This is a genomic window from Streptomyces sp. NPDC085946 (assembly GCF_044540485.1).
Lineage (GTDB): Bacteria > Actinomycetota > Actinomycetes > Streptomycetales > Streptomycetaceae > Streptomyces.
The window spans coordinates 1-23561 of record NZ_JBITSF010000032.1 but is presented as its reverse complement, the minus strand read 5'-3'; the positions used below and the strand labels follow the sequence as shown (position 1 = coordinate 23561).

General features: G+C 69.6%; 22 protein-coding genes and 5 pseudogenes. 8 read left to right on the top strand and 19 right to left on the bottom strand.

The genetic code is table 11. The annotated features are described in order from the left end of the window. Positions 1 to 54 precede the first annotated feature (54 nt). The 5 genes from ACIF8T_RS36260 to ACIF8T_RS36240 all read right to left on the bottom strand — a co-directional run bounded on the left by ACIF8T_RS36260 (position 55) and on the right by ACIF8T_RS36240 (position 5957). Entirely contained in the window at positions 55 to 1164 is a 1110-nt protein-coding gene (locus ACIF8T_RS36260; protein WP_400041209.1) for a type II CAAX prenyl endopeptidase Rce1 family protein, read from the bottom strand. A 117-nt stretch (positions 1165 to 1281) separates the two neighbouring features. Then, complete coding sequence (locus ACIF8T_RS36255) at positions 1282 to 1956, bottom strand: response regulator (RefSeq protein WP_400041207.1); 675 nt, start codon at positions 1954 to 1956, stop codon at positions 1282 to 1284. Next, the gene (locus tag ACIF8T_RS36250; RefSeq protein WP_400041205.1) at positions 1956 to 4307 is read right to left on the bottom strand and encodes a sensor histidine kinase; all 2352 of its coding nucleotides are present in this window, start codon (positions 4305 to 4307) and stop codon (positions 1956 to 1958) included. Before ACIF8T_RS36250 ends, ACIF8T_RS36255 begins: the two co-directional genes overlap by 1 nt. Before the next feature lie 113 nt (positions 4308 to 4420). Next, a complete protein-coding gene (locus tag ACIF8T_RS36245) occupies positions 4421 to 4744 on the bottom strand; it encodes a hypothetical protein (protein WP_400041203.1) in 324 nt (107 codons plus the stop codon). A gap of 241 nt (positions 4745 to 4985) precedes the next feature. Then, on the bottom strand, positions 4986 to 5957 hold the full coding sequence (locus ACIF8T_RS36240; protein ID WP_400041201.1) for a LysR family transcriptional regulator: 972 nt from the start codon (positions 5955 to 5957) through the stop codon (positions 4986 to 4988). A gap of 152 nt (positions 5958 to 6109) precedes the next feature. Here ACIF8T_RS36240 and ACIF8T_RS36235 point away from each other — a divergent pair, with 152 nt between their 5' ends. After that, the gene (locus tag ACIF8T_RS36235) at positions 6110 to 6313 is read left to right on the top strand and encodes a hypothetical protein (RefSeq protein ID WP_400041199.1); all 204 of its coding nucleotides are present in this window, start codon (positions 6110 to 6112) and stop codon (positions 6311 to 6313) included. Between the two features lie 318 nt (positions 6314 to 6631). On the opposite strand, the gene ACIF8T_RS36230 is transcribed toward ACIF8T_RS36235, so the two are convergent. Together ACIF8T_RS36230 and ACIF8T_RS36225 are read right to left on the bottom strand one after the other, a co-directional pair. Next, entirely contained in the window at positions 6632 to 7573 is a 942-nt protein-coding gene (locus ACIF8T_RS36230) for a hypothetical protein (RefSeq protein ID WP_400041197.1), read from the bottom strand. Between the two features lie 176 nt (positions 7574 to 7749). After that, on the bottom strand, positions 7750 to 9825 hold the full coding sequence (locus ACIF8T_RS36225; RefSeq protein WP_400041195.1) for a hypothetical protein: 2076 nt from the start codon (positions 9823 to 9825) through the stop codon (positions 7750 to 7752). A 115-nt stretch (positions 9826 to 9940) separates the two neighbouring features. Here ACIF8T_RS36225 and ACIF8T_RS36220 point away from each other — a divergent pair. Continuing rightward, positions 9941 to 10839: pseudogene (locus tag ACIF8T_RS36220) on the top strand (IS5 family transposase); the annotation flags it as partial. Between the two features lie 299 nt (positions 10840 to 11138). Here ACIF8T_RS36220 and ACIF8T_RS36215 read toward each other — a convergent pair. Then, positions 11139 to 11657: pseudogene (locus ACIF8T_RS36215) on the bottom strand (IS5 family transposase); the annotation flags it as partial. Between the two features lie 234 nt (positions 11658 to 11891). Here ACIF8T_RS36215 and ACIF8T_RS36210 point away from each other — a divergent pair. Next, positions 11892 to 13094 carry an IS110 family transposase gene (locus ACIF8T_RS36210; protein WP_400041193.1) on the top strand — a complete coding sequence of 401 codons (1203 nt, stop codon included), beginning with the start codon at positions 11892 to 11894 and terminating at the stop codon, positions 13092 to 13094. On the opposite strand, the gene ACIF8T_RS36205 is transcribed toward ACIF8T_RS36210, so the two are convergent. After that, positions 13003 to 13473: an IS5 family transposase gene (locus tag ACIF8T_RS36205; RefSeq protein ID WP_400041191.1), complete on the bottom strand. Its 471-nt coding sequence runs from the start codon at positions 13471 to 13473 to the stop codon at positions 13003 to 13005. The two genes, ACIF8T_RS36210 and ACIF8T_RS36205, sit on opposite strands and share 92 nt — an antisense overlap. 23 nt (positions 13474 to 13496) lie before the next feature. Beyond that, positions 13497 to 14588: pseudogene (locus tag ACIF8T_RS36200) on the bottom strand (IS630 family transposase). A gap of 88 nt (positions 14589 to 14676) precedes the next feature. On the opposite strand from ACIF8T_RS36200, the pseudogene ACIF8T_RS36195 reads away from it, so the two are divergent. Both ACIF8T_RS36195 and ACIF8T_RS36190 read left to right on the top strand, forming a co-directional pair. Continuing rightward, positions 14677 to 15767, top strand: a pseudogene (locus ACIF8T_RS36195) (IS630 family transposase). 364 nt (positions 15768 to 16131) lie between these two features. Then, positions 16132 to 16929, top strand: coding sequence for a hypothetical protein (locus ACIF8T_RS36190; RefSeq protein WP_400041190.1), 798 nt, complete (start codon positions 16132 to 16134; stop codon positions 16927 to 16929). Positions 16930 to 17154: 225 nt separating this feature from the next. On the opposite strand, the gene ACIF8T_RS36185 is transcribed toward ACIF8T_RS36190, so the two are convergent. The 5 genes from ACIF8T_RS36185 to ACIF8T_RS36165 all read right to left on the bottom strand — a co-directional run bounded on the left by ACIF8T_RS36185 (position 17155) and on the right by ACIF8T_RS36165 (position 19826). After that, positions 17155 to 17529 carry a PIN domain-containing protein gene (locus ACIF8T_RS36185; RefSeq protein ID WP_400041188.1) on the bottom strand — a complete coding sequence of 125 codons (375 nt, stop codon included), beginning with the start codon at positions 17527 to 17529 and terminating at the stop codon, positions 17155 to 17157. Then, positions 17526 to 17780 carry a hypothetical protein gene (locus ACIF8T_RS36180; RefSeq protein ID WP_400041186.1) on the bottom strand — a complete coding sequence of 85 codons (255 nt, stop codon included), beginning with the start codon at positions 17778 to 17780 and terminating at the stop codon, positions 17526 to 17528. The genes ACIF8T_RS36185 and ACIF8T_RS36180 overlap by 4 nt, the downstream gene beginning before the upstream one ends. 625 nt (positions 17781 to 18405) lie before the next feature. Further along, a complete protein-coding gene (locus tag ACIF8T_RS36175; protein ID WP_400041184.1) occupies positions 18406 to 18591 on the bottom strand; it encodes a hypothetical protein in 186 nt (61 codons plus the stop codon). Between the two features lie 305 nt (positions 18592 to 18896). After that, positions 18897 to 19307: a hypothetical protein gene (locus tag ACIF8T_RS36170; protein ID WP_400041182.1), complete on the bottom strand. Its 411-nt coding sequence runs from the start codon at positions 19305 to 19307 to the stop codon at positions 18897 to 18899. Between the two features lie 27 nt (positions 19308 to 19334). Further along, positions 19335 to 19826 carry a hypothetical protein gene (locus tag ACIF8T_RS36165; RefSeq protein ID WP_400041180.1) on the bottom strand — a complete coding sequence of 164 codons (492 nt, stop codon included), beginning with the start codon at positions 19824 to 19826 and terminating at the stop codon, positions 19335 to 19337. A gap of 173 nt (positions 19827 to 19999) precedes the next feature. Between ACIF8T_RS36165 and ACIF8T_RS36160 the strand changes: the two genes are divergently transcribed. Next, positions 20000 to 20392, top strand: a complete 393-nt coding sequence (locus ACIF8T_RS36160; RefSeq protein WP_400041179.1) for a VOC family protein — start codon at positions 20000 to 20002, stop codon at positions 20390 to 20392. Positions 20393 to 20401: 9 nt separating this feature from the next. Here ACIF8T_RS36160 and ACIF8T_RS36155 read toward each other — a convergent pair. Together ACIF8T_RS36155 and ACIF8T_RS36150 are read right to left on the bottom strand one after the other, a co-directional pair. Continuing rightward, positions 20402 to 20563 (bottom strand): annotated as a pseudogene (locus ACIF8T_RS36155) (IS5/IS1182 family transposase); the annotation flags it as partial. 7 nt (positions 20564 to 20570) lie between these two features. Then, positions 20571 to 20807 carry a hypothetical protein gene (locus tag ACIF8T_RS36150; protein WP_400041277.1) on the bottom strand — a complete coding sequence of 79 codons (237 nt, stop codon included), beginning with the start codon at positions 20805 to 20807 and terminating at the stop codon, positions 20571 to 20573. Between the two features lie 27 nt (positions 20808 to 20834). Between ACIF8T_RS36150 and ACIF8T_RS36145 the strand changes: the two genes are divergently transcribed. Continuing rightward, positions 20835 to 21050 carry a hypothetical protein gene (locus ACIF8T_RS36145; RefSeq protein ID WP_400041177.1) on the top strand — a complete coding sequence of 72 codons (216 nt, stop codon included), beginning with the start codon at positions 20835 to 20837 and terminating at the stop codon, positions 21048 to 21050. Between the two features lie 65 nt (positions 21051 to 21115). Here the strand turns inward: ACIF8T_RS36145 and ACIF8T_RS36140 are convergent, their stop codons facing one another. Further along, complete coding sequence (locus ACIF8T_RS36140; RefSeq protein ID WP_400041175.1) at positions 21116 to 21319, bottom strand: hypothetical protein; 204 nt, start codon at positions 21317 to 21319, stop codon at positions 21116 to 21118. A gap of 70 nt (positions 21320 to 21389) precedes the next feature. Further along, on the bottom strand, positions 21390 to 21869 hold the full coding sequence (locus tag ACIF8T_RS36135; RefSeq protein ID WP_400041173.1) for an ATP-binding protein: 480 nt from the start codon (positions 21867 to 21869) through the stop codon (positions 21390 to 21392). 161 nt (positions 21870 to 22030) lie between these two features. Between ACIF8T_RS36135 and ACIF8T_RS36130 the strand changes: the two genes are divergently transcribed. Then, positions 22031 to 22417 (top strand): STAS domain-containing protein, encoded by a 387-nt coding sequence (locus ACIF8T_RS36130; protein WP_400041171.1) that lies wholly within the window; start codon positions 22031 to 22033, stop codon positions 22415 to 22417. Positions 22418 to 23561 lie beyond the last annotated feature (1144 nt).

Below are 23561 nucleotides of genomic sequence, written 5' to 3'. Positions count from 1 at the left end.
TCTTGTCGTGCGGCCTCGCAGGCCAGGGCTCTCGGCCCGGGCGGGCCGTGCCGCTCACTGTGCCGGGCGCTCGTCGGTACCGGGGTGTACGGGCGAGGGCGCGGCCGGTGCACCGGATCCGTGAGGTGGTTCGGGGCGGGGTCCGGGGCCGTACGGTGTTGTGGCCGTCAGCGCCGGGTACGGACCGGGGGCGTACGCGACGGGTGAGGAGTAGTGCGGCAGGGTCGACAGCGTTGTGGGACGGGCGATAACCGCGGGGATGGCGAGGCGCTGCGGCGGTTTGCGGCGTGCGAGCCATAGCACCGCGGCGGCGTACAGCAGGCTCGTCATGGTGTCGACGGCGGCGATCTGCCAGGGCAGGTCGGCTGCTGTCTCGTCGGAGGCCAACCCGTCGACGGTTGTGGCAGCGAGGCCGAAACCCATCAGGTTGTTCATGACGTGCAGGGCCACAGAGGCCTCCAGCCCTCCGGTGCGTATGGTCAGCCAACCCGCGACCAGGGCGAACACCAGCAGGTCGGCGAAGCCCCACGGGGTGCCCCAGCCATGGGCGGCGGCGAACAGCACCGCCTGTGGCAGCACCGCGCACCACGGCGAACGCAGGAACCCGCCCACCGCCTGCATCATCCAGCCGCGGAACACGTACTCCTCGGCTGCCGCCTGCAACGGTACGAACACCGCCAGCACCGCCATCGAGGTGAGGAACGCCGGCAGACCCACCCACTGGTCCGTAGCAGTGGACCCCTCCTCGGCTGTGGGGAGGAGGAACGAGACCACGGCGAGCAGCGCGACGGCCGGTACCGCGACCGCCGAACAGCGCATCAGCCAGCCCCAGCGCAGCCGCCCGGCCACCGACGAGACGCTGCCAGCTGGTCTGCGCTCCGTCCAGCGTACGGCCAGCAGGACCAGGGGAAGCATGAAGGCGATGTACGACAGCTCCAGCGCGGTGGTGGGGAGCAGGCCGAAGTCGATGGAACCGTCCCGCAGTTCCGGCCGGCCGGCGACCGTGCCGACGGCGTAGGAGACGGTGTCGACCACGATGACCAGCAGCAGCCAGCCACCGGCCAGCAGCGGCACGCCCAGCAGCGGCCGCCACCACCGGTGGCGGCCGGTGAGGCGGGCCAGCCGGTGGTACGGGAGGGACGTCGAAGCAGCAGGTGTTGTCATGTCCAACAGCATCCCGCTCACCTGTGCGCGCGGCGTCCGACGTCGGCAGGAAAGGCATCTCTACCTCAGGTTGCAGATGCGGACCGGTACGCCGGCACCAGCTCACCCCCGACGGGCTCAGTACCCCGCGCGGGCCGGGTCGTCGGATGTGCCGCGGGGACGGACGAGGCCCGACTCATAGGCGAGGATGGTCGCCTGTACCCGGTCACGCAGGCGGAGTTTGCCGAGCAGGGCGTTGACGTGGGACTTGACGGTGCCGGTGGTCACCCCGAGCCGGTCACCGATCTCGGCGTTGGTCAACCCGGAGGCGATCAGCACCAGCACTTCCCGCTCCCGGGGGGTCAGACCGGCTAGCTGCCCGGAGATTTCGGGCGGTACGGGCGCCCCGCGCGCGAACTGCCCGATGAGCCGGCGGGTGACGGCCGGGGCGAGGATGCCGTCCCCCGCGGCGACCACCCGGATGGCGGCGAGGACCTCATCGGGCAGGGCGTCCTTGAGTATGAAGCCGGACGAGCCGGCGCGCAGCGCCTCGTACACGTAGACGTCGAGGTCGAAGGTGGTCAGGACGAGGACCTTCGGTCTGCTCTCCAGGGCGGTGATCAGGCGGGTCGCGGTGAGGCCGTCCATGCCGGGCATGCGGATGTCCATCAACACCACGTCAGGGGCAAGTCGTTCGGCGAGGGCGACCGCTGCCCCGCCGTCACCGGCTTCGCCGACCACGGTCAGGTCGGGTTCGGCGTCGACGACGGCGGCAAACCCGGCGCGCACCACCGCCTGGTCGTCGACGACCATCACGCGTACGGCGATGACGTGACCTCCTGGCTGACGGCCCGGTCCGGTGTGTCACCGGCGGGCAGGGACACGCGCAGCGTACCCGCCCGGTCGACCGTCAGTTCGCCCTCCCCCGCCTCCACCTGGACGCGCAGCCGTTCGGCCACCGGTCCGGCGGCTGCCAGAAGTACCCCGGTGACCGTGAGGTGCACCCGCTCCCGGCGCCGGCGCAGCGTAATCCGTACCGGTCCGCGGTCCCCTGCGCCGAGCGCCGCCTCCACCACCCGGTACACCGTCAGAGACACCGCTGCCGGCAGGCCCTCGGCGGCTCGGGGCAGTCCGTGCGACGTCACCTTCCGCCCGGCGGCGCGCCAGGTACGGCACAGCTCGACGAGGTCGGCCGCGACCGGCTGCGGAGCGTGCCGCGCCTCCTCGGTGCCGCCGCGCAGGCTGCCCAGCAGTTTCCGCATCGCCGCAAGCGCCGCCCTGGCCTCGGTCGCGACGTCGTCAAGGTCCCCGGTACCGGACCGAGCCACCATCCGCTCGGTATGTTCCAGTACCTCCCTGTGCAACTCGGTGGCAATGCGTCGGCGTTCGGCGGCGGCCTCGTCGGCGGCCCGCCGTTCGGTATCGGCGAGCGCGCCGCTCTCCCGCGTCACCACCCGCAGCCGGCGTCTGCGCGCCGCCCGGCCCGTCCCCCAGGAGACGAGCAGCAGCGGGCCCGTGGCGCACAACAGCAGCAACGCCGTCCAGCCGACAGCCACCGGATCGTCCGCCGGCGAGAGCACAAGCACCTCATCGACCACGGCCGTCACTGTCATCGCGGCCACCAGGTTCACGGTGGCGGCCAGGACCGCGCCGAGGCCGCGCACGGTGTGCCAGCCATAGGCGGCGACCGCGTACGCCGCCATCGCCTCGCTCACCACGGCGCCTGGCAGCAGGCTCGCCCAGGCTGGCGGGACCAAGCCGGAGGCGCACGCGGCGGGTAGCGCCCAGACGGTCGCGGCCACCGCGCACAGTGCGGCCCAGGGCGCCTGCCGCCGCCACAGCAGGGGCAGCGCGTGCACGGTCAGCAGCGCCGCCAGTGCGAGCAGGCCGGCCGGGTCGCCGGGCAGCGCCCCTTCCACGATGGCGGAGAGCAGTGCGAAGAGCGGCACCATCACGGCGGTGAACATCAGGCAGGCGTCTGTCAGTCGCTGCTCGCGGCGCGGGGGGTGCCGCCGGGCGGTCTGGTCCGGGCGGACGGGTCCGGTGTGGTCCGGCAGGGTCGCGCGCACCCGCCAGCCACCGTCCGCGGCGGGCGCCGCCGTCAGGTCGCCGCCGACGGCCGCTGCCCGTTCGTGCATGCCGGTAACGCCGTGGCCCGAGCCGAGTCCAGTGGTGGCCCGCAACCGGGCCTGGGTGGCGCGTGGCGCATCATTTTCCACCGTCAGGCCGAGGACGTCGCCGTCACGCCGGATGCGGACGCGCACAGGAGCGCCGGGGGCGTGCCGCAGTGCGTTGGTGAGGGCCTCGCGGACGATGGCGAGGACGGTCTCGGCTGCGGGGCCGGCGAGGTCGTCGGGCAGGTCGGCGTCGACGGGACGGCCGAGCCGGCCGAACGCGGCGATGAGGTCCCGCAGCCGTCCGCTCACCGGCCGCGCTTCGGGCGGCTCAGTGTCGCGTAGGACGGTGGCCAGGCGGCGCAGCGCGGTGCGGGTCTCCTCGCCGGTGCGCACGGCGAACGAGGTGGCCTCAGCGACGAGTTCCGGCCGTCCGGCGCCGAGCCGGCGGGCAGCATCGACCGTGACCACCACGGAGGTGAGGTGGTGGGCACTGACGTCGTGCAGTTCTCTGGCGAGCCGATGGCGCTCGGTGTCGGCGGCCCGCCGACTGTCCTGCTCGGCCCGGGCCAGCCGGCCGGCCGCCGCCCACCGGCCCTCCAGCCACTGCCGCCGTGCTTCGCCCAATCCGGCGCACGCCACGCACAGGGCGGCGGTAATCGCCAAGTCGGTCAGCGACACCGGTACGGAGCCGGAGCGCAGGGCGCCCGGCAGCCAGCCGCATGCGACGGCGGCGGCGGTAGCGGCGGCGGTTACCCGGCCGCCGCAGCGCACCGCCACGGAGTAAAGAGCTGCGAACGCGCCGAGGTTGCTGAAGTGTTCCGGGGCGGTCGTGGTGCCGATGACCGTTCCGGCCAGGGTTCCGGCCAGGGCGCGGAGTGGATCGTGGCGGCGCCGTCCCAGTGCGACGAACTGCAGGACGAGGGCAATCGTCAATCCGGCGGGGGGCAGCACGTTGTGCGGCGGGCTGCCCCACACCAGGACAGCCAAAATCACCGCGTTGGGCAGCGCGAGGGTGGTGGGCAGGAGCCAGTTACGCAAAGGTCCCATGTCAGGTGCGAGCGTAAGCGACGTATCGGGCGCGTACGGCACCGGCGTCCGTCCCCGGCGCGCGGCGTACGGGCGGTATCGGTTCACCTGCAGTTCCTCGCGCCGGACCGGGGTCAGGACAGGGAATCCGGTGTGGCGGGACGGGCGTCCGCCCGGTCGCCGCCGTGTGCGCGGTCGGCGTCGTGTCGGCGCAGCCGGTGGTACGCCGGGGCGAGCAGCGTGGCCACGAGCAGGCCGCACGCCGCCTGGAAGATCCAGCGGAGCCAGCCGTCGGGGGCGTCGTGGATACGGTCCAGTGGGAAGTTGAGGGGGTAGGCCATCACGGCGCCGATCAGCAGCAGCCACCAAGGGCCGGACCAGCGGCCCCTGGCGAACGCGGCGACGCCGAGGGCGAGCGCGATGACCACGGCCGTCACGACGGTGAAGAGGACAGACATGGGGACCACTTCCTGCCCTGCCGGGCCGGTGAGGAACGGATGCGAGGGGCGTGGCTGGAGAGCCGGGCCGCGTCGCGGACGAACGCCGCGCCGTGGCCGGCGGCCTGGCTGCTGCCCTGGCCACCACTGGTGGGTATGACATCAGCATTCCGCCCGCAGAGGGCCCGTTCGTCGTCCAGCGGTACGAAGCCGGTCTATGTCCCAGGGTGGAGACGGCACCCGGCGGGGGTGGAAGCGGTGGTCAGCGTGACACGGCGTCGGCCCGTGACGCTGGGCCCGGCACCGGCGCCACGGATCGGGCTGGACTGCTCGGTGGCGGAAGGTCGGGCCGACCGGCGTGTGTGGCGTGCGCGATGAAGCGGTGCATGTCGGTGGTGGCTCGCTCGCGGACCCAGACCAGGTGGAGCGGCAGCCGGGGGCCGTCCGCCAGCGGGATGCTGACGGTTCCCTCGGGCCGGCCAGCGCCGTTGTCCGGATCCGCGGTGAAGGCCACGGCCTGTCCCAACCGGACGACGGCCAGCATCTGCAGGCCGTCGCTCACTTCCACACCCGGGCGTCCAGGCGGCCCGTCGGGCCACAGGGCGGGGTCACTCAACGAGGCGCTCGCACCCAGCCAGCGGATCACCGGCTCGTCGGCGAGCTCGGCCAGGGTGACCGACCGCCGCTCGGCCAGCCGATGCGCCGAGCCGACCAGCACGTGGCCACGTTCGTGGCGCAGGAGCCGGGCGGCGAGGTCGAGGGCCGTCACCGGGCCCCGCCACAGCGCGATGTCTGCCTGCCCGCAGCGCAGGCGGGTCAGTTGATCGTCGATGGTTCCGACGGAGACTTGCGCCCGGTGCGGGGCACGAGCCTCGTTGAAGGCGCGCACCAGGCGGTCTAGGAGCAGCACGTCACATCCAGGGCCGCTGACTGTCACCACGGAAGTGGCGGCGGCTTCCCGGCGTACCTGGACGGTCGCCCTGGCGGCCTGGGCCAGCAGCGCCTTGCCTTCCTCCAGAAGAGTCCGGCCGGCTGGCGTAAGGGTCACGCCTTGCGGGCTGCGGACCAGCAGCGCGCTGCCCACGGTCCGCTCCAGTGCCTTCACGGCACGGGAAAGGGCCGGCTGGGTCATGGCCAGCCGGGCAGCGGCCCGGGTGAAGTTGGCCTCCTCGGCCACGGCGACAAAGTAATGGACCTGCCGCAGCTCCAGTTCAGGTTCAGCCATGCCCGTCATGCTTCCACGTGCGGATATGCCGGTACGGCATCGGGTCATACGGGCTGCAAGCTTCCACTTCCGTGAGGCTCTGGGCAGGCCAAGATCGCCAAAGCGGCTCGAGGGACTATGACAGACACCGGACACCACAAGCAGCCGGCACCCTGTCGGTCGTGACCACCGCCACCGCCGGCATCCACCTGCTGACCGTGGCCGACGAGATCGACCAGTACACCGTGAGCCCTCTGCGGCAAGCCCTGGACATCACTGGCATCATCCAGCCGCGCATCGTCCTCGACCTGCGCCACGCCACCTTCATGGGCTCCAGCGGCATCAACGCAGCCCGGCCCAGACCGCGCGTGCCGCGACGGCGATAACCCGCGTGCACCACGCGGGTGACGGCACGGAGCGCCAGGCGCAGACGGTTCTGAACGCGACCAGGTGCGGCACCCGGAAGCCTCCAACGCGGTCAGGCTGCCGCCACACCCAACTTGAGCAAGCCATGGAGGATCTGGGCGGAGCCGCTCGTCTACCCGCGGGTAAGTGCTTCGACCGTCCACAGGTAGTCCTGCAGAAGGACGTCCGCGGCACGGTCGATCAGGGCAATAGTCTCGGTCCAGCCGCCTTGTGGCATGTCCGGCTTCGCGACGCCGTAGGGCAGATCCAATTGTGTCCAGCGGGCGAGTATGCGCTGCTCAGCTTCCAGGGCAAGTTGTCCGGGGAAGAGATCCTGCCGTACCAGGGTCCAGCCGGCGCGCATGATCGCTCATCCGGCGACTGCCCTCGTTGCAGATCCCGATCTTCCCTGCTCCCAGGGCGTCGTGGGTGAGCAGATACAGATAGCCGGGGCGGCCCGGTTGGAAGCCGTACTTGGCGCAGTGCCGACAGGGTGCGCGTCTGCGCTGCATCACCTTGTCGAGTGCCGGGGCTACCTCCTTGCCGCAGACGTCGTGCTCTGCGGCCCAGGGAGGCTTGACGTTTCCGGGAAAAGGTACGAGCGGACGGAGCCCGGCGTCCTCCATGATCACGAGAGCGGTCGCGGGATCCGTGGCCCGCTTCGCGCAGAAGCGGCACTTGAACTTCGTTCGGCGGGCGTTGGCCAGGGTCGGATCGATGGTCTTCTTGCACGTCTGGCAGCGGCTACGCCAGTTGGAGTTCAGGCCTGGGTAAGCAACCAGCGGCTCGATGCCGTAGGAGGACATCTCGGTCCGCGCGTCCTCGTCCGGCATCCTCAGGGTGCCCGAGCAGTGTTCACATGGGCCGTTGCCCGCGTAGGCCACGCTGGAGTACCAGACGTCGATCTCCCGTCCGCATCTCGTGCAGCGGCACCGCCACGTGGTCTGTGTGTCAAAGAAGGGCTCCAGCGGCTCGGCGCCGGCAGCACGAACGATCTTCTCCGCGTCGTCAGGCCGGACATGCCGCTTCTCCGCCGCCTTCGCGGAGCTCTTGCGCTGCCCACAGTTGAAGCAGACGCCTTGCCCCTTGGTGACCACACTGGTGTAGGAGGACGTGGTCTCCTGCTTGCAGGTGTGGCAGATACCCTTCCACGGTTTGTCCGCCCCCGGGTACGGCACCTGTGGATCCGTGCCGCAGTCCCGCATCTCCTGTGCCCGAGCGATCGGGTCAATCCGCGCCATGACGTACCCCCGCGCCAAAAATCGTGTCGCTGCCCGGATACGGCCAGGCTCCTGAACATACAACGCGTGGCGTCGTCCAAATGCCTTGGATGGCAGGCGCGTTGCTGGGAGGGGGCTTACATTCCCCTGGGTGCGGGCCTTCCGGTCTGCGGGTCGCTGCCCGGTGGGACGGCCCTCTACTCGTCGATGCGCTGGAGATCGACAGCGCGCCGGTCGCCGGCTGCGGCAAGGCCGTCGACGACGCGGCGCCACTGGCTCAGTGCGGAGGTCTCGAGTGTGGCGGTTTCGCGTAGTTCGGTCAGCCAGTAGGTGACGTACCAGCAGTGATTGGCGAAGGCGTCATAGCGGCCTTCGATGATGCGCTCAAGCCATGTCAGGCCGGTCGTGCACTGCCATGTATAGGAGGTGGTGCGGGCGAACTGCGCTATGGCGTCGGCGGCTTTGGGCTCGCCCCGTGCCAGGACGATCCACCGGTCAGCCAGTTCGTCCAGGGCGTGGGGCCTCAGCCAGTCGCGGCGTGCTCGATTGAGGCTGTCGTCCGGGCTGGGGTCGGCGGTGCGCACTTGCGGGGCCGGTAGGAGAGCAGCGATGGCGTAGTCAGGCCAGTGGCCGTTTCCGTGCAGGCCGGCTCCCGCGTCAAGGGCATCGAGCAGGGTTTTGAGGGCCATCGGCCACACGGCCGGGAGCAGGGTGCGCAGCTGGGCGTCGTAGGTGAACAGGATGGTGAGGTCGCGCAGTAGCTGCTGCAGGGCGTTGGCATTGGCGGCGAACGTTGTCAGGTGTGCGGTGAGGTGTTCAGGGCTGCCCTGGGCGGCGAGGGTGATCAGGGCGCGGGCGACGAGTTCACGCTCGGCGTCGTGGTATCCGCAGTAGCCCTGGGTCATCCAGTGGTCGGTAGCGGTGCGGTGCGCGTCCATCAGCACCGGGAGCAGGGCAGCGCTCTGCGAGGCCAGGCAGGCGATGCCGCGGGCGGCGGCGGTGCAGGCGATCGGCATCGCGAGCCGGCTCACGAGCATGTCGGCGGGAGGGACGGTGGGCAGGGTGGCCGTGTAGGGGGGCGGCAGGAGGAGTGGCTGCCGCCTCTGTGTCTCCACGTTCCAGGGACCGAGGCGGCAGTCGCTGATACCTGCCTGGGTGGCGGCCCACAGGGCCTTGTGCCGTCGGCAAGGGAGGCCGTCGTGCGCTTCGTCGCAGGGCGCCTGCCACATCGGGGCGCAGCCGGTAACGAGAGTGGTGCGAACGGCCTCGGACCGAGTGGCCAGGACGGTGAGAGTCTCTTCGATGCGCCCCGGGTCAGTGCCGAGGTGATCGAACAGGGCGAGCAGCAGAGAGGGCACCGCACGGGTGGCTGAACGGAGGGCGGCCATCGGATACACCGGTACCTCTCCGACCACAGCGCTGGCGGGCGGAGTAGCCGGGGCGGCAAGGAGAGCGTCTGCCGCCCAGCGCAGGTCGTCGTCCGGGACGACGAGGAGCCCGCGCGCGTGGCTGGTAACGGCGGCGGCCGCGACGGCGGCCGGAGCGTCGTGGGGATGCAGAGGACCATAGAAGAGCGACAGATCGTCGGCGGCAAACTGCCGTGCACGCGCGAGGTCGGCCAAGAGCGTGTCCGCCGGCCATCCGTTGGGGTGTCCGTCGTAGTCAGTGTAGGTGTGTTCCAGGCGCAGGGCTTCACTGCCGGCGGCGAACTGAGCAGCAGACGAGACCAGCGCCTCAGCGACCGGGGCGGGAGGCCCGTAGCGGCGGACAACCGAGCCGTCGAGGGCTGGCTGGGCGGGATAATTCTCGGGCCGCAACACCGACGCCCAGCCCTGGACCAGGAGGAGCTGATCGTCGAAGTTGTCACGTGGTTCCGGCTCGGCCTGTGCGTTGGCGACCAGGCGGTCGGCGACCTCAGCAAGCGTGTCGAGCCGCTGCTGGTCCCCGGCTGCCATGGCCCGCCGGATGAGTTCGGTGGCGGCCTGGTGCGGGGTCCACCTGCGCCGCTCTGCGCCGACGACGTCGTCCGGTTCTGCTCCCCGCACATGGAACTGTCCCTCGGCGGGAGCCCGCACGAACTCCAGAGCCCATACGTCCGGCGAGGCCAGCCAGCAGTCGAGGAGATCCCCAGCAGCCTCGAGATGGCGGATGAGCAGGCCGACGACCAGCCCGGGCATGGCGAGATTGTGGCAGCCGCGCAGCAGCAGGTGCACGACTCGCTCAGGGGGGATACCCAGGGCGATGAGGTCGTCGGCGTACCGTTCGACGGCCATGAGTGCGCTCATGCACGCGTAGGGGCCGACGGCCGAGCCGCGATACCAGCCCCACACATGCTCGTCCCCCACATAGTGGCGGGGCCCGAGGACCTGTCTGATAATTGATCTTGTGGTGGGTCGTGGTGAGCTGACGGATGCGGCGTGGGAGCGGATAGCGCCCCTGTTGCCGGGTGTTGACGGGCGGGGTCGGCCGTGGCGGGATCACCGGCAGGTGATCAACGGGGTGTTGTGGCGGTTGCGGACGGGTGCTCCGTGGCGTGACCTGCCGGAACGCTTCGGGCCCTGGCAGACGGTCTATGAGCGGTTCGCCCGCTGGGAGGCGGACGGTACCTGGGCCCGGCTGCTGGAGCAGGTCCAGGTCCGCGACGACTCCGTGGGGGCCGTGGAATGGACGGTCTCGGTCGACTCCACGATCAACCGGGCCCACCAGCACGCCGCCGGCGCCCGTAAAAGGGGGCGGCGGCGGGGGACGAACTGGAAGATCCGGAACGCGCGGCGGCTGGTCAGGCGCTCGGCCGGTCCCGCGGCGGACTGACCACCAAGGTCCACCTCGCCTGCGACGGCCGGGGCCTGCCCCTGGCCGTTCTCGTCACACCCGGCAACGTCAACGACTCCACCGCCTTCGACGCGGTCCTGAACGCGGTGAGAGTGCCCCGGGCCGGCGTCGGGCGGCCGCGCCGCAGACCCGACGCAGTCATCGCCGACAAGGCCTATTCGGCACGGGCGATCCGCCAGACGCTGCGGCGCCGGGGCATCCGGGCGGTGATCCCGGAAAGAGCTGATCAGAAGGCCAACCGGATGCGGCGCGGACAGGCCGGCGGCAGACCACCGGCCTTCGACCGCGACCTCTACAAGGCCCGCAACGTCGTCGAACGCTGCTTCAACCGGCTCAAGCAGTTCCGCGCCATCGCGACCCGCTTCGACAAACTCGCCGACCGCTACCGGGCCGGACTCCACCTCGCAGCACTCATCCTCTGGCTCCGCGAACCCAGCCAAGATCATTTGTCAGACAGGTCCGAGGCCGGGCACGTCGACGTCGGCACCGCCCAGCGTGGTGTCGGGTTCGCCCGGGGCAGCTTTATGCCGTTGCAGCGAACGCATGCGGTTCGCCGCGGCATGGTCGAGCATCCTGTTGATCATGTCGATGGTGTCGAGGGGCAGTTTCCGCAGCAGCCAGAAAAAGGGCCCGAAGTGCCAGGCGGCGAACGGGACCCCGAAGCCGACCTGGTGGCGGTGGTCGCGGATGCCGTCGTGGTGAAGTCCCCCCCTTCCAGCCCTTGGTTGCTGGGTGGTTGATGTAGGGTCCGTCTTCAAACAGATCTTGCCCAGAGCAGGAGCGACGCGAGACTGACCGCTGCCTCGTATGAGGCGGCGGTCTTGTCGTATCTGGTCGCGATCCCGCGGAAGCCTTTGAGCCGGTTGAAGCAGCGCTCGATGGTGGTGCGGCGGCGGTAGGCCTCCCGGTCGAACCCGGGCGGCCTGCCGCCGCGGCGGCCGCGGTTCAGCCGATGGCGCTGCTGGTCGGCCTTCTCCGGGATGGTGTGCGCGATACCGCGTTTGCGCAGGTAGGCGCGGAGGCCGCGAGAGCTGTAGGCCTTGTCGGCGATGATCTGGTCGGGTCTGCAGCGAGGTCGGCCAGGGCCGGTGCGCGGGACGTGGATGCGTTCGAGGAGGGGGCGTGCGCAGATGCTGTCGTGGCGTTGGCCGGGGGTCAGCAGGATGGCGAGGGGCCGTCCGCGGCCGTCGCAGGCGAGGTGGATTTTGGTGGTCAGCCCCCCTCGGGATCGGCCGAGGGCGTGATCGTCCGGTTCGTCCGCCGATGGATCCCCGTTACCTTGTCCGTGGCTCCGCTATTGGGGCTCCGGTCTCCGGGCCCGGTATGACTTGGTCCCCTCGTCGACATGATCGAAAAGGTGGTGTCACCGGGCCGGGAGGCATCGGCAGACCGCTGATCAGGGGCATGACCGCTCACATCCGCACCGTGGATGAGCAGGCCTTCGTAACGTGGATGCCGGCACGCTGATGCCGCGTGCGAGACCGGGAAGAGGCTGCTGGGGAGGGACATGAGCCACGACGGTGAGATCGACATCTACCTCGGTCTGGACGTCGGCAAGGGCGAACATCACGGCACTGCGCTGACTCCGGCGGGCAAGAAGGTGTTCGACAAGCCGATGCCAAATAATGAATCGCGGCTGCGTGAACTGTTCGAGAAGCTGCAGGCCAAGCACGGCAACGTGCTGGTCGTGGTGGACCAGCCGGCCTCGATGGGTGCTCTCCCGCTGGCAGTGGCCCGCGATACGGGGTGCCGGGTTGCCTATCTGCCAGGGCTGACGATGCGGCGCATCGCCGACCTCTACCCGGGCGAGTCGAAGACCGATGCCCGTGATGCAGCGATCATCGCCGATGCCGCCCGCACCATGCCCCACACCCTCCGCGACCTGGCCCCGGACGACGAAACCGTCGCCGAGCTGAACATGCTCGTGGGCTTCGACGACGACCTGGCCGGCGAGGTCACCCGCATCAAGAACCGTCTGCGCGGACTGCTGACCCAGATCCATCCCTCACTCGAGCGGGTCCTGGCCCCTCGACTGGACCACCCGGCGGTGCTGGTCCTTCTCGAACGACACGGCTCACCAGCCCAGTTACGGAAAGCCGGCAGGCGACGGCTGGCGACCCTGCTGCGGCCCAAGGCGCCACGCATGGCAGAACGGCTCGTTGCGGACATCTTCGACGCACTCGACGAACAGACTGTCGTTGTTCCGGGCACCGAGGCCTCCGCGCTGATCGTCCCAAGTCTGGCTGCCTCGCTCTCCGCAGTACTTGACCAGCGCAAAGTCCTTGCCGCAAGGATCGAGGAGCTGCTGGAGGCACACCCTCTTTCCCAGGTCCTGACCTCGATGCCCGGCATTGGGGTCAGGACCGCCGCCCGGATCCTTATCGACGTCGGTGACGGCAGCGGCTTCGCCACCGCAGGGCACCTGGCCGCCTACGCCGGCCTGGCACCCGCCACGCGCAGATCCGGCTCCTCCATCCGCGGCGAACAGCCCTCCCGACGAGGCAATAAACAGCTCAAGCGGGCCTTCTACCTCGCCGCCTTCGCCTCACTGTCCCAGCCGGACTCACGTGCCTACTACGACAGGAAACGAAACGAGGGGAAACACCACGTCGCAGCCATCATCTGCCTGGCCCGACGCCGCATCGACGTCCTCTTCGCCATGCTCCGAGACGGAACCTTCTACCAGCCACCGACTCCGGCCACCGCTTGACGAAAACCATAGGGGCACCTTTTCGGCCCGTGGCGGCGGCGTGCTGGTGAGCACGGACGATGGTGGAGTCAATCTGCACCAGCCAGTCGATGTCCCCGACCGCATCCGCTTCGGCCTGGATCTGCTGGAGAGCCCGGGTGAACACGCCGTCCAGGGCGTAACGGCAGAAGCAGGTAGAGACCGTCTTCCACGGACCGTAGCGTTTTGGCAGGTCACGCCAGGAGATCCCGGTCCGGATCTTGTAGACCATCCCGTTGACGACCTGCCGGTCCGACACCCGCGGCCGACCCGTCGCGGCCCTCGGTATCAACGGAGCGAGCAACTCCCACTCCTGATCGGTGAGTTCATGACGGCGTACCACCCCACCATGATCCACCATCCGATGATCTTTGAAGACGGACCCTAGTCTTCTGAGTCAGGAATTCTATTCAGATAGCTGGCGAGACGTTCGAGGATCTGGTCTGCGGTCTTGGTCCAGACGTAGGGTTTGGGGTCGGTGTTTCATGCGGCGATCCAGGTGCGGATGTCCTTCTCCAGCGCTTGGACGCTTTTGTGCACGCCGCGCCGTATCTGCTTGTTGGTCAGCTCGACGAACCACCGCTCGACCAGGTTGAGCCAGGACGAGCCGGTGGGCGTGAAGTGCAGGTGGAAGCGGGGGTGAGCCAGCAGCCAGGTTTTGATCGCCGGAGTCTTGTGGGTGGCGTAGTTGTCCAGCACCAGGTGCACGTCCAGGTCCGCCGGTATCTCCTGGTCGAGTTTGATCAGGAACTTCTTGAACTCCTCGGCCCGGTGCCGGCGGTGCAGAGAGCCGATCACCTTCCCCGTGGCCACCTCCAGTGCGGCGAACAATGTGGTGGTGCCCGCGCGCACGTAGTCGTGGGTGACCCGCTGCGGGACGCCGGGCATCATCGGCAGCACCGGCTGGGACCGGTCCAGGGCCTGGATCTGCGACTTCTCGTCGACACAGAACACCAAGGCCCGCTCGGGCGGGTCCAGATAGAGGCCGACCACGTCGTGGACCTTGTCGACGAAGTATGGGTCCGTCGACAGCTTGAACGTCCCGGTGCGGTGTGGCTGCAGGCCGAAGGCCCGCCAGATCCGCGACACGGTCGACTGCGACAGGCCCATCTCCTTCGCCATCGCCCGCGTCGACCAGTGCGTGGCGTTCTTCGGCGTTGACTCCAGCGTCCGCTTCACCACCGCGGCGACCTGCTCGTCGGTGACCGTCCGCGGGCCGCCCAGGCGCAGCATGTCACCCGGGCCGGCGATCCGGTGCTCGACGAACCGCTTCCGCCACCGGCCCACCGCATGCGGCGTGGAGCCCACCTGCGCGGCCACGTCCTTGTTCGATGCGCCGCTCGCGCAGGCCAGGATGATCCGGCAGCGCAGCGCCCAGGCCTGCGGCGTGGAACGGCGCCGCACCCATCCCTCCAGCGCAGCCCGTTCCGCATCCGACAGGATCAACTCGGCCTTCGGCCGCCCAGTACGCGCCACCCCGCAACCCTACACATCTGAATAGAATTCCAGACTCAGAAGACTAGTCTTCTGAGTCTGGAATTCGTTTCGTTAGTAGAGTCGGTGCATGGCTCGGATGGGACGGCCCAAGGCTGAACTGGTGCTGACTGCTCAAGAGCGCGATCAGCTGGAAGAGTTGGTCCGGCGCAGATCAACGCCGCAGGCGTTGGCTCTGCGCTGCCGGATCGTCCTGGCCTGTGCCACGGGTGCCACCAATCGCGAGGTGGCGCGTCAGGTCGGGGCGGAGGAGCACACGGTTGGCAAGTGGCGGATGCGGTTTGTGCGCGACCGCTTGCCCGGGCTGGGTGACCTGCCGCGGCCGGGCGGACCGCGCACGGTGAGCGATGAACAGGTCGCCGTGGTGGTGAGACGGACACTGGAGTCGACTCCGAAGAATGCCACACACTGGTCGACACGGGCGATGGCGAAAGAGATGGGTCTGTCGCAGTCGACCGTGTCGCGGATCTGGCGGGCCTTCGGCCTTCAGCCGCACCGCACCGAGACGGCTCTGCTGTCCACGGACCCGTACTTCATCGACAAGGTCCACGATGTCGTCGGCCTGTATCTGGACCCGCCTGGCAGGCGCTGGTGTTCTGTGTGGACGAGAAGTCGCAGATCCAGGCCTTGAACCGGACCCAGCCGGTGCTGCCGATGATGCCAGGTGTCCCGCAGCGCCTCACCCACGACTATGTGCGGGCGGGAACCACCACCTTGTTCGCTGCCCTGGAGGTGGCCACGGGAAAGGTGATCGGTTCCCTGCACCGCCGGCACCGCACCGCAGAGTTCAAGAAGTTCCTGGCCAAGCTCGACCGCGAAGTGCCGGCCGGGTTGCACGTGCACTTGGTGCTGGACAACTACGCCACTCACAAGACTGCGGCCGTCAAGAACTGGCTGTTGGCCCATCCCCGCTTCCACCTGCACTTCACCCCCACCGGTTCGTCCTGGCTGAATCTGGTGGAACGCTGGTTCGCGGAGCTGACGAACAAGCAGATACGACGGGGCGTCCACACCTCCGTCCAGGCGCTCGAGGGAGACATCCGTACCTGGATCAAGACCTGGAACGAAAACCCCAGGCCGTATGTCTGGGTGAAGCCCGCCGACGAGATCCTCGAACGCCTTGCCTCATATCTGAAGCGCATCCCTGACTCAGAAGACTAGAACTGCGGCGAGGATGCGTTCCCGGGTGCCGTCCACGGCCCACCTGATCCGGCGTTTGTGGGCAGTCTGGAATGCTTGATGCTCTTCATCACGATTCCCTTCCGCCCGGGGCCGGCGTCTTCATGATGAAGACCGCCTGCCGAACCCAGCCGGGCGGGAACGTAGAGCGCCCGAGGCGTTACCGTCCTGCCCGGCCAGGCGCGGCCAGGGGCCGTCCGGGGCGGTACGGGAGCCAGGGGATGTCTGCGGTCCCGACCGCGCCTGAGCTCGTCACGGACACCCGCGCCGCCAGCAATGCGTACGACGGGTGACACGACCGGGCCATCTCCGTGCTGTGTCAGTGCCACATGCCACACTGCCGGCCATGTCGCTCGCTGATCTCACTTTCGACCTATGGCGGACCTTCGACGAGGTCACCGCCCGGCGGATCGCCCAGAATGCCGCTGACCACGTGGGCGGCCGGGTGTCACTCGTCGAGGCCACGGAACACCTCGGTGCCCCGCTGCACCGCGTCCGGGTCGAGCGGGACGGGCAGGAGTTCGCCCTGATACCCGGAGGCCGGGTGTCCCTGGGCTTTGACGTCGACACCTGGCAGCCGACCGCGCAGCAGGCCGCCGACTACGCCGAAAGCCGGGAGCAGGGCTACGGTTACGGGCCCGATCTGCGGACCCACCTCGAGCGGATCCTCAGCCCTCGCCGCAGCGTTCACCTGGACACCGTCCTGATGGCCGTGGAGGACGAGCCCCTGACCGAACCTCCGGCCGACATGCCGGCTGCCCTCTTTGCCCGTGGTCTGCGGATGCCGAGCCCTGATGAGTGGGAACACGCCTGCGGCGCCGGGTCGGGCACCCTGTTCCGGTGGGGCGACGGCTGTCCCCTCGACCGCATCCCCTATGGCGACGACACCGGCCCGCACAACGAGCTGAACGCCTTCGGCCTGCACATCGCCTACGACACCTACCGCGCTGAGCTGACCAGCGATGTCACCGCGGTCCACGGCGGCGATGGGGGCGAGTCGGTGTGCGGCGGCTACGGCCACCTGCTGGCCTGGCTCCCCCTGGCGACCGCCAACCGTAACCCCGTCATGGCCGAGTTCGTGTACGGACCGGACGGAGAGGACATGTACGAGGACTTCTCCACGCGACCGGTACTCACGCTCTGAAGCGACTGCGTACGAACGGTCCGATCGACGACCGCCTCACAGCTGGTAGGACAGGCTCGCCCCCTCGCCCCGCGGTGAAACGGCGGTGACCTGGGCGGCGGGAAAAGCTCTTCACGAGGCGTTCCACACCGCTCCGCCCGGACACCGCGCCGTAGACCAGAGGACCGATGAGCCGGTGCTTCTCATGCAGGCGGAGAACGGCCTCGCCTTTGCCCGGAGTGCGGGTCAGGTGGGGTTCAGCGGCGTGATACCGGTACCCGCGTACAGCTCGGGTTCCAGCGACAGAACCGTGACAGGCTCGCCTGCCTTGATCGCGTGCCAGGCGATCGCAGCCGCGTGGGCCACCGGCCAGTCCACGTCCTTCCAGTCCATCGCGTCCACGGAGTGCGCGGCGGTGAAGGGGACGTTCTCGGCGAACCACAAGGATGCCGCGTGCCTGCCTGCCCTGGGAACCTGCCGCTCGGCGGCGAGGACGGACAGGGAGGGGATGATGACGCGGCCGGTGCCGCGCGAGGCCTCGATGTAGAGGCCGGTGAAGAAGGGGTCGGCCCGGTACAGGGCGGCCAGAGCAGTGTGGTCCAGGACAGCCGTCAGGTTCACGCGGCGGCGCCGCCCTGATGGGCGCGGATCTTCGCCCAGGCATCCTGACCGGCCTGCTGGACCTGCTCGGTGTACTGGATGCCGAGCTCACGGGCCGCCTCGGCAGCGCGCTGCTCCCGTTCGGTTTCCGTGAGCTCGCGGGAGGCGAACTCTTCCAGCAGCTTGGTGATGGTGGTGCCGCGCTCTTCGGCAAGGACACGCAGCCGGTCGCGCACTTCCTCGCTGGTCTTGATGCTCGTCGGCTTGCTCATGCCGCCTATTCTACCGGCGGTAGAACCCGCGGCCCAGAGGCGCTCGATCCCATGTGGCAGATCCAGGAGACGACCTCGTCCGTCGGCTGCTGGACCTGGTCGTCGGTACGCCGCATCCGTGCCCGGTACCAGGGGTTCTGCCCCGCAGCACGGCTTGGGCGTGGCGGCAGGTGGTGGAGCGGCCGGAGATCGTACCGGCCGGCTGGTGGGCGCCCGTGATGCGGTGGCTGTGGAGGGGAACATCAGCAGGCGGGGCGTGGTACAGGATCAGGACGGCGGGCCGTGCGCACGGTGGAAGGTGTCTGGGACGGGGCGTGGTCGCGCTGTGGCGGAGCTATCGGGGCCGACCGGTGACGGAATAGGACCGCGGGTCTCTGCTCCTCTTGGCGCTGAGGGCGTATGCGGGTACCGGCGTCCAGGCTGTCTGTCCCGGTCGGTAGCCGTACCCGGCGGCAGAAGGACGGCGCCTGCGGAAGCGGTGTCGCCGTCAAGGCCAGCACCGGGGCGGCAGCATGGTGCCAGGACGCCGTCTACCGACTGCCGTCCATGTCCTGAGCCGCCCGGCTGCGCAGACCCCGGCTGCACGCGAGTGCGAGGCCGCAAGGGCAAGGCAACGGCCAAAGCTCTAAAGAGCGCGGGAAGGTGTCTTCGGCTCGAAAACGCTCTGCGGGGCGTTCGGCTGGGAGGTGGATGTCTGGGGCAGTACCTGGGCCAGGTCGCGGTGTATGCGGTCGGCTTCCCCGCGGACCTGGACGGGGATGTCGCCGCGTTCGGCGACGAGGCGGTCGTAGACGGGGGTCTGCTGGAACACGGTGAGGTTTCCCTTCAGTGAGCGGTTCGCCGGGCTGGCGCAGCATACGGACCCGGAGATCACTCCCCCTTGCCCGGGCAGCACATTCAGGCCAGGACGGCAGGGACGGCGTCCCTGGTCCTCCGGTCGCCGTCGAAGAGCACGGCTCCCCGGCGGGCATGGTCGCCGGGAAGCCGGCCGGTGCGGTGCTCGGTGCGGGCTGCCGGTCTGTGCCGGTGGGCGGCGTGCTTCGTCTGGTCTGTCAGGCGCACAGCACAGGCTTCAGACCCGGCTCGTTCCACGTGAAACCGGCCCTGCCGTCATTGTCAGGGATCAAGGAAGCGGGCGTTGTCCGGGAGCTGTTCGCGGAACCGGTCCGGGATCGAGCCCATCAGCCACAGCCAGCGCGCGTTGCGTACGATCCCGTCCTCCAGCAGGACGTACGGGCGGTCGGCGCGGCTGGTGTATCCGGTCTCGGGCGGGCGACCCTGCTCTTCGGTCCATGTCATGTAGTGGCGTCCGTCGACGCGCAGCACGCGCCGGCCGTCGGGGTCCTGGTCGCCGAGGTGCCGGTAGCCGATGCAGGTCAGCCAGAAGTCGCACGAGTGGCACACCCGCCAGCGCGCCATGCGTTCGCCCACGCCGGCGATCTCCGCCGTCGAGCCCTTGCCGGGGCACAGCTTGCAGTTGAAGACCTCGTGCCGCGCGGGCGGGTGCGCGCCTGCCTGCCGAATCACGGCTCGCCTCTCCTCGGTGTCCGGCCGTCAGCGTCCGCGGCGCGGCCGGTCCGGCGTGGGTGCCGTGACCGGCTCGATCGCCCGGATCGGCGTCGTCCATTCGATGCCGCCGCCTGCGGGGAGCAGCCAGGCTACCGGTTTCGGGGCGTCGCCCTCGGGGGCGACGCCCCGCAGTACACCGGTCCGTCCGGACACCGTGCCACTGGCCAGGTGGCCGAGGAGCCGGTGTCTGTCGTGCAGCATGCTCGCCGTGGTCATCCCAGCGCCCCCCGTCCGCAGCGGCGCCCGAGAACAGCGCACGCTCACACCCTGTTTGTGAGGCTCGATGATCTCGCAGTACCGCAGGTCACGGGACCGGTTCGGGGCGATGGACGTCGGCCACCGCGCGATGACCATCTCTATCCGGCCTCGCTTGGCCGGTTGCCGCACCCGCTGCCGGTCTTCCCGGGACAGCGGGTCGGGCTGCCCGTAGGGGTCGGTGACCGTCTCGATGACCGCAATGTTCCATGCGGCAGCCAAGACGCGGCCCTCCTGCCCGGCACGCTGCGCGCCCAGGTACGGGGTGAGCAGACTCCGCCCGGTGTTGACGGGACAGATCGGGGTGCCCGTAGGAAGGGACATCGCGAGGCGTTGGCAGCGGCCTGGAGATGGGTGGCTGGCCTGTGAGGAGCGGAAGTGGGCAGCAGTACTGCATGAAGTCCCAACCGCGTTTCTCGTTGGCCGCGACCACTCTTGATGCGCCGAACCCCCATGAACTGGCGCAGTTCTATCAGGGCCTGCTCTGGTGGCCGGTACGGAAGGAGGAACCGGGCTGGGTTGAGATCGGGCCGCCCGACGGCAGTACCGGACTGTCGTTCCAGACGGAGCCGCTCTTCACACCTCCGCGGTGGCCTTCCACACGGTCCGAGCAACAGATGATGATGCACCTGGACATCGAGGTGAACGATCTGTCATCAGCCGTCGAGCAGGCTCTCGCCCTGGGGGCAACCGTGGCGGACTTCCAGCCTCAAGCCGACGTGCGCGTCCTGTACGACCCGGCGGGCCACCCGTTCTGCCTCTTCGCGCGCACCGGTCCGGGGACCTGACGGGCTGATTCAGGTGGTGGGTCTGCGGTAGCTGATGAGGGCCGCAGCAATGGCGACGAAGACGGGGAAGTGCTCGGTCTTGCGCTCGTAGCGGCGGTGCAGGCGACGGCATCCGGCCAGCCAGGACACGGTGCGTTCAAGCACCCGACGGCGTCGGCCGAGCCTCCCGGATCGTACGTCACGGAAGCAGGACGCGCTGGACGGGGATGCCAGCAGCTCTCGCCTGCTCCTCCAGGGGCAGTACCTCGCCGGTGTCGCGGACGAACGCCAGACACAAATCGGGGCGGCGGGCCACCATCTGCTGGTCGCGGACAAAGACGGCCTGGTCGTAGTGGCGTGCGGTATCAGCCGCCAGCGGGGCAGACAGCAGGCCCGCGCCGTCCGGGAGTTGCAGGTCTGTGACCCATTCGCTCACGAAGCAGTCGACCGGACTTTCGCAGCCGTGTTCCAGGATCAGCGTGTGCTCGGTGCCGAACGCCTCGACGGCGTCGTACCCGGCCCCGGCCGGCCGCTGACGTGGCGGTCCGTGACGCCGGCGGCGGGCTTTGCAGAGCTCGTGGGCAGCGATGTCCCCGATCCGGCCGGGACGGCGGGCCCCGGCCTGCGCCCCGGCGCGTCGGCGCTCGGCGACGGTCCGGACACGGCGCCGGTGCGCTGACCGATCACGGTCGGGACTGAGAACCATTCGGCCGGGGCTGTCTGCAGTCGTGGCCGGGCTCCTGGTCAGGCCGCGTCGAACCGCCTGTGCCGCCGGTTGTTCGTGCGGCGCGTGCCTGCATGCTGCCTGCCGCCGGAGATCAGGTACAGGCGCCGGCGACGGGCGTGGCGGGGTGGCTGGGCGGTGCGGGCGAGCCATTCCTCGATCCGGCTCATGCTGTACAGCAGTACTGCCATGGCGGGCAGGAGCAGGCACGCGATCAGAACCACTTGCCTCCCCCTTCACGGTCGGCGATCCGTCCACGGGTGCCCGGTCCGGGGATGGGGTGCGGGGTCGCCTTCACAAAGGGTTGCGTCCCAAGGGTATGCCGCCAGGATCGTCCAGGAGGGCGATGCGGGCGGTGACGCGTTTGCCGACCGGCTCGCGCTGCACCTCAAAACCCTGGGCGACGGCCATGACGATCTCCAGGCCGTGCTGGCCGACCCGGCCCGCGTCCGCGGCCCGGGCGATGGGCAGCACCGGCTCGGAGTCCCACACCACCACCTCCACCAGGTCGCCGACGATCCGCAGATCCAGCAGCACCGGGCCGGGCGCGTACTTGCGGGCGTTGGTGACCAGCTCGCTGACCACCAACTGGGTTACGTCCAGGGCCCGCTGGGACACGGGCAGGCCGTGCTCGGCCTGCACCCGGGCAAGAAAGTCCACAGCCCGGTGGCGGGCGTGGGCGATGTCCGCCCCGTCGCCGTCCAGTGCCACCGTGGTCTGTATCAGCCGCTCAAACGGCAGGGTCCCGCCCTCGCCCGCAGGCGCTGCATCCATCGCGTTCATCCTCGCCACCCCGTACAGCCCGGCCTGCCGCTTACCTCGTGTCCACAGCACATACCGTGCGCTCTTGCACCGGTTTCGTCACACAAAGCGCATCACCCGTGCCCGCGGGATGACACCCGTGATGAGGCCTTCGGTGTGTAAGTATCACCGGCGTGGCTGAAACACCCAGGCTGAAACCCGAACAAGCCGAGCAGGCGCAGCAGCCTGGCGGGCTGTCCATCGCGGTCACCGCCACGGGCGGCATCCGCGTGGTGACCGTAACCGGGGAGATCGACCACCACACCGGTGATCACCTCCGGCAGGCCCTGGACGTCACCGACACCAAGCTGCCCCGCATCGTGATCGACCTGCGCCAGGTCACCTTCCTGGATTCCAGCGGCATCAACATCCTCATCACCGCCCACCAGCACGTCACCGCAGCCGGCGGCTGGCTCCGCCTCGCCGGACCGACCCCTTCCGTCCTGCGCGTCCTGCAGCTCGTCGGCGTCGACCAGTTCATCGACTGCCGCGACACCCTCCGCCACGCCCTCGCTCCCTGACCCACCCGCGGCCGCAGCCAGGCACACGCACAGGCCCGCCGGGCACCAACGCCCGCAGTCGGCGACAGCCAGCACCTCGAGGGCCACCGCGAGCACCACCGCTCCCGCCCTCGTACAGCCGGCTCCGCCTGTGTCTCGACCGGTGACCTGTTGCAGGAGCGGTCGTTGAGCAGGGCAGCACATACACGCCATCCGCCGTCTTCTCTCCCATCGGCGAATACGCGACAGGCGAGGGGCCAAGGCAGCCATCAGTCCCGGGCCCCTCGCCTCTTGTACAGCGCTCCCCTTCCCGCCCGGCACATGCCCTCCCCGGGACGGCCATGTCCGCTTCCGTACACGCCAACCGCCGGCCCGAACGGGATGTAACCCGTAACCCCGCGAATCCCTGATGCTCCGGCCCACATCCGGCGTGGGAACCTACGGACCGGCCGGTTGCGGCAGAAGATGAAAAAGCACCGGACTCTCTCCCCGGTGCGCAGCCCGGCCGTGCGCCCTGACGGGCACGGCCGGCGCGGGTTCCAGGCAGTCGCAGTCATGATGCCGCACCGCCCGTTCGGCCGTCGGCGCCGGCCTGCCCCGGCTCCGTGCACCACGGGCAGGCGTCCGGCCGCATCGATCCCAAGGGCCGTCCCAGCGAGCCGCCCAGCTCATTCCTGCGTGGCCGTGTCGCCTCCCGGTTCCCCGCCGGCGCCACAACACCCCGGGGTCACGGGGCTGACGTTGTCGGCCCGGACACCGGCGGCATCCTGGATGACGTCGAAGCACACCCGCTTGCCCGCGACCAACACGCCCTCCGCGTCACCGCAAACCGCCGAACGGCAGACGACCTGCGCAGACCAATGCGCAGCCGCCGGTTCCGCAGTGTGCGCGACACCGGTTGCGCAGAGCTGGGCCGCCGACCGCGCGGCCTCCACGGCAGCACCGAGGGGCGGCTCAGGACCTGGGCCTCATCGACGGCAATACCGGTGGTGCCGGTGCAGGCGGTGCGTAGTGCACGGACGCCGATTGCGCATGCTCTGCCCCATGCCAGACGGGTGGTGGGGGGGGGGCGGGTCGTGGCCTCTGGCCCCCACCGGCGCCCACCCCCCACCACCGAAGTGAAGACATCGACCTAGATGTTTGTGGTCTTGCGGGTGGGGGCGGG

What these genes read in the sequence shown, in the direction of transcription:
- ACIF8T_RS36180 (WP_400041186.1), bottom strand. Translation starts at nt 17,780, where the DNA reads ATGAGCAAGCCGACGAGCATCAAGACCAGCGAGGAAGTGCGCGACCGG.
- ACIF8T_RS36230 (WP_400041197.1), bottom strand. Translation starts at nt 7,573, where the DNA reads ATGGCGCGGATTGACCCGATCGCTCGGGCACAGGAGATGCGGGACTGC.
- ACIF8T_RS36260 (WP_400041209.1), bottom strand. Translation starts at nt 1,164, where the DNA reads ATGACAACACCTGCTGCTTCGACGTCCCTCCCGTACCACCGGCTGGCC.
- ACIF8T_RS36250 (WP_400041205.1), bottom strand. Translation starts at nt 4,307, where the DNA reads ATGGGACCTTTGCGTAACTGGCTCCTGCCCACCACCCTCGCGCTGCCC.
- ACIF8T_RS36205 (WP_400041191.1), bottom strand. Translation starts at nt 13,473, where the DNA reads ATGGTGGATCATGGTGGGGTGGTACGCCGTCATGAACTCACCGATCAG.
- ACIF8T_RS36225 (WP_400041195.1), bottom strand. Translation starts at nt 9,825, where the DNA reads ATGGCCGTCGAACGGTACGCCGACGACCTCATCGCCCTGGGTATCCCC.
- ACIF8T_RS36240 (WP_400041201.1), bottom strand. Translation starts at nt 5,957, where the DNA reads ATGACGGGCATGGCTGAACCTGAACTGGAGCTGCGGCAGGTCCATTAC.
- ACIF8T_RS36135 (WP_400041173.1), bottom strand. Translation starts at nt 21,869, where the DNA reads ATGGATGCAGCGCCTGCGGGCGAGGGCGGGACCCTGCCGTTTGAGCGG.
- ACIF8T_RS36190 (WP_400041190.1), top strand. Translation starts at nt 16,132, where the DNA reads ATGTCGCTCGCTGATCTCACTTTCGACCTATGGCGGACCTTCGACGAG.
- ACIF8T_RS36210 (WP_400041193.1), top strand. Translation starts at nt 11,892, where the DNA reads ATGAGCCACGACGGTGAGATCGACATCTACCTCGGTCTGGACGTCGGC.
- ACIF8T_RS36255 (WP_400041207.1), bottom strand. Translation starts at nt 1,956, where the DNA reads ATGGTCGTCGACGACCAGGCGGTGGTGCGCGCCGGGTTTGCCGCCGTC.
- ACIF8T_RS36160 (WP_400041179.1), top strand. Translation starts at nt 20,000, where the DNA reads ATGAAGTCCCAACCGCGTTTCTCGTTGGCCGCGACCACTCTTGATGCG.
- ACIF8T_RS36245 (WP_400041203.1), bottom strand. Translation starts at nt 4,744, where the DNA reads ATGTCTGTCCTCTTCACCGTCGTGACGGCCGTGGTCATCGCGCTCGCC.